The following is a 5717-nucleotide window of genomic DNA, read 5'->3' as shown; positions in this document are numbered from 1 at the left end:
CGGAAACCCACAGCAGCTGGCCGCCCTGGTCGTATTCGCCGCGGCCTTTTTCCCGCACCCAGACGCTGTGGCCGTCGGCATGCTGCAGGCGATAGGTCAGCTCGAAACTTTCCTGGCGTTCGACGGCGTCCAGGGTCTGGTAGGTCAGCGCCAGGTCGTCGGGGTGGATGATGCTGGCGAAGCTGCGCACCCGGTTATCGATAAAGTCACTGGCCGGGTAGCCGGTCAGGGTGGCGATCTCGTCGCTGACATAGCGCATGGTCCAGTCGGCGTCGTGGTCGCAGCGGTAGACCACCCCCGGCAGGTTGGCCACCAGGCCGCGAAAGCGGCTTTCGCTCTTCTGCAGGGCGCGGGTGGCCAGTTGCAGTTCGCTGATATCGCTGGCGATGCCGAGAAAGCCGCTGATGCTGAGGTCATTCTCGAAGATCGCACTGATCGTCAGGTTGACCCGGCGCTGGCTGCCGTCCTTGCACACATAGGTCCACTGGCGGGTTTCCGGCTCGCCGCTGCGGGCAGCGTGGACAAACACCTCGAAGCCTTCGATGGGCGTGCCGGTCTGCTGACTGAGCTCCGCGCCGCGGGCCGCCACCTCGCTGGCCAGGTGGAAGGTCGCCGGGCTGTGGTAGCCGATTATTTCCGCCGCGCTATAGCCCAGCAGGCGTTCGGCGCCGGTGTTGAACAGGCGGATCAGGCCGGTGATGTCGGTGGCGATGATGCTCACCCCGGTGGCGGAGTCGAGCACCGCCTGGAGGAAGGCGCGGGCCTGGCGCACTTCCTCCTCGCGCAGCTTGGCCTGGCTGATATCGGCATGGGTGCCGTACATCAGCAACGGCTGGCCATCCTCGGCCCAGCTCTCCACCCGGCCGCGGTCGTGCACCCAGACCCAGTGGCCGAGCTTATGGTGCATGCGGTACTGGCAGTCGTAGTAGGGCGTTTCGCCGCGAAAGTGCGCCTGCAGCAAGGCCTGGGTCGCCTCCAGGTCATCCGGGTGCAGGCGCTGCCGCCAGCCGTCGATAGCGCAGGGGGCCAGCTCGGCCAGGCTATAGCCGATGATCTGCGCCCAGCGCTCGTTGTACACCGTGGCGCCGCTCTGCACGTTCCACTCCCAGGTGCCGATATGGGTGCCTTCGATGATGCTGGCCAGGCGCTGGCTCTGCGCCTTGTACGCCGCCTCGGCCTGGGCCCGCTCGCTGACGTCCTGCACGGTGCCGACCAGGCGCGACAGCTGCCCCTGGGCGTCGGGCTGCAGGCGCGCCAGCTCGTGGACCCAGCGCACCTCGCCATCGGGGCGAATGATGCGGTGCACCAGGTCGTGCACGCCGCCGGCCAGCACCCGTTGTTCGCTGGCTTCGATCAGGGCCAGGTCATCCGGATGCACCGCGCGCTTGAAGTTCTCCACGCTGGGTTGGTAGTGCTGCGGGTCGTAGCCGAAGATGCTGTAGATGGTCGGCGACCAGTACAGCTCGCCGCTCTGCAGGTTGGCCTCCCAATGGCCGAGGCGGGCGATGCGCTGGGATTCGTCGAGGCGTTCCAGCAGGACCTGGCGCGCCAGCTCCTGTTGCTGGCGCTCCAGGGTGGCGCCGACCCAGCGCGCGAACAGGCGCAGGAATTCGCGCTCGGCCTCGTCGAATGGCGCCTGCCGCCCCTCGTGGGCGCAGAAGGCCAGGGTGCCGAAGCGCTGCCCGGCCACCCAGATGGCCATGCCGATATAGGTTTCCAGGGCGAACAGCGGGTAGCAGGGATGCTGGGCGTGGGCGGACTGGCCCATCTGCTCGATGGCCAGCACGTCGTCGCCGTGCAGGGCGAGGCTGCAGTAGGTGTCGCCGAGGACGAAGTGCTGGCCGTCCTGCAGGCCGCCGGGCGGCGAGACCTGCGCCAGCACCTGGTAATCCTCGCCGTCGATGCGGCTGATCAGCCCCAGGGGCACGCCGTAGAACTCGGCGCCCAGTTGCAGCGCCTGGCGCAGCTGCTGCTGGCTGCTCAGGGCCGGCAGCGCGGCAATCTCGTTGAGCGCGTGCAGGGCCGCCTGCTGGCGCTGCAGGCTGTGCTGGGTCTGTGCGCGCTGGATATCCCGACGCAGGGCCTCGATCAGCTGGCCGAGGGTGGCCAGCAGCGGCTGCAGGAACTCGACGAAGGCCGGGTCGTAACCGCCGGCGCGGTTGGCCAGGCCGAGCAGGCCGACCCGCTGGCCATTGGCCTGCACCGGCAGGCCGGCAAAGGCCTGTAACTTGGGTTGCCCCGCTGGCTGGTCGGCAGCCGGGACATTGCAGAGCAGCGGGCCGGGGCTGTGCAGCGCCTGCTCGAACAGGCTGTCGAGATTAGGCCCGGGCCGGCCCTGGGCGGCAGCGTCGGCCGCCGCGGGCGTGGAGCTGGTGTAGGCCCAGGCGCTGGCGCTGATGGCGTAGGCGCGCAGCGAGGGCGCGCCCTGTTCGTCGTGCAGCACTTCGCCGATAAAACCGAACTGGCTGGCGGTCAGTTCGAGGATGCGCCCCAGCAGCGCATCGAAGGCTTCGCGCTGATTCTGCGCGGTGATATAGGCGGCCTGGGCCTGGGCGATCACCGCCAGCAGCTGGCGCGCCTGCTCGCTCTGCTGGTGCTTGGCGTGCAGTTCGTCGCGGTGGCGGCTGAGCTGCGCCTGGCTGCTGCGCTTGGTGGCCCACAACAGCAGCAGCAGGGTGGCGGTCGAGCCCAGCCAGGCCAGTAGCCATTTGCCGACTGCCTGGCGCTTGTTGTGCTGGTGCGCGGCGGCCAGCTCGGTGATATCGCGCCAGACCAGGGCCAGGGCCAGGGCCTGGCTGGGCGCCGGGCTGGCGGCGCTGGGCGGGTAGGCGGGCAGGACCAGCTGGTTGAGCAGGTAGGTCCGCCCCTGGTCCTGCAGCAGCCGCTGCACATTGCCGGCGGCGGGGGGCGGCAGCCGGCCGGCGGCGTGCCAGCCCGGCACCTGGGCGCGCGAGTAGGCACTCAGGCGCCAGGGCTGCGTCGGGTTGCCGTCTGCGAGCAGCAGGGCGACCCCGGCATTCAGCTCTCGATCCAGCTGCGGCAGTTCGTCGAGCACGCCATAGACCACTTCGATGGCGCCCACCTGGTAGGGGCCGGCCAGGCTGTCGAGGCGCAGCGGCACCACCGCGCGCATGCCCGCGTCGCTCGCGTTCAGCTCCAGGCCACTGCGGCGGCTGCCGCTGTGCAAGGCATCGCGCAGTATGGGGTGCTGCGCGAGGCGCTGGTCGCCATGGCGCTCGGGCTCATGCACGCGCAGGAAGACCTCGCCCTGGGGCGCCAGGTGCACATAGAGACGAAAGGGGTGGCTGGCCTGCAGGGTGCGCCAGCGCGGCAGCAGGCGGGTATACAGCTGGTCGCGGAGACGCTGCAGGGCCGCCGCGCTCTGGCCGCCGGCCTGGCGCTGCAGGGCCTGGGCCTGGCGCACCAACTCCACCACCCAGGCGTCGGCGGCCAGGGTTTCGCCGAGCAGTTGCGCCTGGGCCGCCTGGCGCTGGCTGGCGCTCTGCAGGGCGCGCTGTTGCAGCTCGCCGTGGCTGGCCAGCTGCAATTGCCAGAGCGCCTCGCGCTCACTCAGGGCGCGCCAGCCGAAGGCGCAGAACAACAGCGCCAGGCCCAGGCTGGCGAGGCCGACAATCCAGCGCATTGCAGCGGAGCTGTTGCTACCCATGCAGGCCTCTTGGGGGGAGCGAATGCGCCTGCTAGCAGGCCGCTGAAAAACTACCTACGTGGCCGATACTGCGTTAAAAGTGGCCTCAAAATGCTCATTTACAGCAGTAAACTGCGCTTTTGACTCACTGCGTTCGCCCTGCGGGCCAGCCTGCGGCTGTTACTCCGCTTCGCTGCGTAGCGGCCGCGTTTGCCTTGTCTCGGCTGCCTCGCCTACGTTTTTCAACGATCTGCTAGGTCAGGCCCGCCAGGCGGCGTAGGCGCGCCAGTTTCGCTGCATCTGGCGTGGCGTGCAGCTCGCTGGCGGCCAGGTGCATGACTATCACCTCGCGCCTGAGATTCAGCGTGGGCAGCACATAACAGGCGCCGATCAGCTCGCGCAGGGGGGTGGGCAGGCGCCAGTGCAGTTTTAGCCGAATGGCCAGCTCGCCGCTGGTTTTAGCCATGGCCATGCTCAGCTGCTCCAGCGACAGGCTGTGCCCGGCGCTTTTCCACAGCTGCGCCTGTTGCAGCAGGCACAGCTCGCCCATGCGGTGCAGCAGGGCGGCGCTGTGCAAGGGCCCCGGGTCGAGGTGGCAGGCGGCGGCCAGTTCGGCCACGCGCTGATGCAACTGGCCGATCTGCTGCATCAGCGCCTGGGCCTGCAGGCGCAGCTCCGGGTCGTCCAGCTGGCTGGCGGCATGCAGGCCCAAGCCGATGCCGATATTCAGGCTGGTGACCGGGCCCAGGGCCTGCAGGGCCTCGCCCAGACTCAGGCAGGGGGTGGCGGTCTTGTTGTATTGGCTGCTATTGGCCGCCGCCAGCATGCGTGCGGTGAGGGCCGGGTCGTCCTGCCACTGCTGCTTGAGTTGCTGCAGGCTGGGTGGTTCCTGGCCGAGCGCCTTGAGCCGCTCATGCATGCCCTCCTGCAGGGGCAGATCCAGGGCGTTGTTGGCTTGCGCGTCGAGAAACTCGCTAAAACTGCCGGTGTCCACTGTTTCCACGACTGTGGTATCGCTGAACGCGGGCAGCAGGCGGTCCAGGCATTCGAGCACCTTGGGCACCTGGAACGGCTTGCTGATAAAGGCATTGATGTGTAGCGGACGGATCTCCAGCACGCTGTCGCGGTCGGCGCGTCCGGTGATCATCACCAGGGGGATCGCGCGGTCATCGCGGCGCACTTGCTCGAGCAGGCGCGTGCCGGGGCCGTCGGGCAGGTTCCAGTCACAGATCAACAGATCGGCGGCCAGGCTTTGCCAGTCGCTCAAGGCCTCGGCCAGGCTGCCGTGGCAGGCCACCTGCGCACCGGGGCGCAGGCTCAGGACGATCTGCTTGAGCAGGTCGGCGATCCATACATCATCCTCGAGAATCATCACGCGCATGGTCTATTCCTGCGGGACTGTGGTGCTGCTGGCCAGCTGTGCGAACGAGAGCGCGAATGTGGCGAGCAGAGCGTCGCTGAGCAGAACCCACAGGTATAGCCGAGGGTGAGGCGCCAGGCGCTTGGTGACACATTCATAGGGGGGTAATCAGTCCTTTTGATCTGCCCAGCAGTATAGGCGCTAACCGTGGCGCGGCATTCTTATCCAAAAGACCAACTGGTTTTCTGATCAGGGTCGGGGATAATGGGTCGTGGTCTGTCTCGAGCAGGCTGCGATTTCCCTTGCACGAGGCGCACGAATCCCATGTGGTACAACGGTTTTCTCGACCTGTCGATCTGGCAACTGATCGCGGTCACCCTGCTGATGACGCATGTGACCATCGTCAGCGTCACTGTCTACCTGCACCGTTACTCGGCGCACCGCGCGCTGGAACTGCATCCGGCGCTCAAGCACTTCTTCCGCTTCTGGCTGTGGCTGAGCACCGGGCAGAACACCCGCGAGTGGACCGCCATCCACCGCAAGCACCACGCCAAATGCGAAACCGTGGATGACCCGCACAGCCCGGTGATCAAGGGCCTGGGCACCGTGCTGCGTACCGGCGCCGAGCTGTACGCCGAAGAGGCGAAAAATCCGGAAACCCTGCGTATCTATGGCAAGAACTGCCCGGAAGACTGGATCGAGCGCAACCTC

At 67.6% G+C, this 5717-nt stretch carries 2 protein-coding genes and 1 pseudogene; 1 reads left to right on the top strand and 2 read right to left on the bottom strand.

Translation table 11 applies throughout. The features are described from left to right. Together Q8Q83_RS04910 and Q8Q83_RS04905 are read right to left on the bottom strand one after the other, a co-directional pair. Positions 1-3667, bottom strand: a 3667-nt coding sequence (locus Q8Q83_RS04910) for a PAS domain-containing protein (protein ID WP_305621637.1), incomplete at its 3' end; no start/stop codon positions are given. A gap of 232 nt (positions 3668-3899) precedes the next feature. Next, positions 3900-5027 carry an HDOD domain-containing protein gene (locus Q8Q83_RS04905; protein ID WP_305621635.1) on the bottom strand — a complete coding sequence of 376 codons (1128 nt, stop codon included), beginning with the start codon at positions 5025-5027 and terminating at the stop codon, positions 3900-3902. A gap of 303 nt (positions 5028-5330) precedes the next feature. Between Q8Q83_RS04905 and desA the strand changes: the two are divergent. Continuing rightward, a pseudogene (gene desA, locus Q8Q83_RS04900) lies at positions 5331-5717 on the top strand (delta-9 fatty acid desaturase DesA); the annotation flags it as partial.

It is taken from the genome of Pseudomonas sp. (genome assembly GCF_030696055.1).
GTDB lineage: Bacteria > Pseudomonadota > Gammaproteobacteria > Pseudomonadales > Pseudomonadaceae > Aquipseudomonas.
This window is presented reverse-complemented; position numbering and strand designations above follow the sequence as displayed.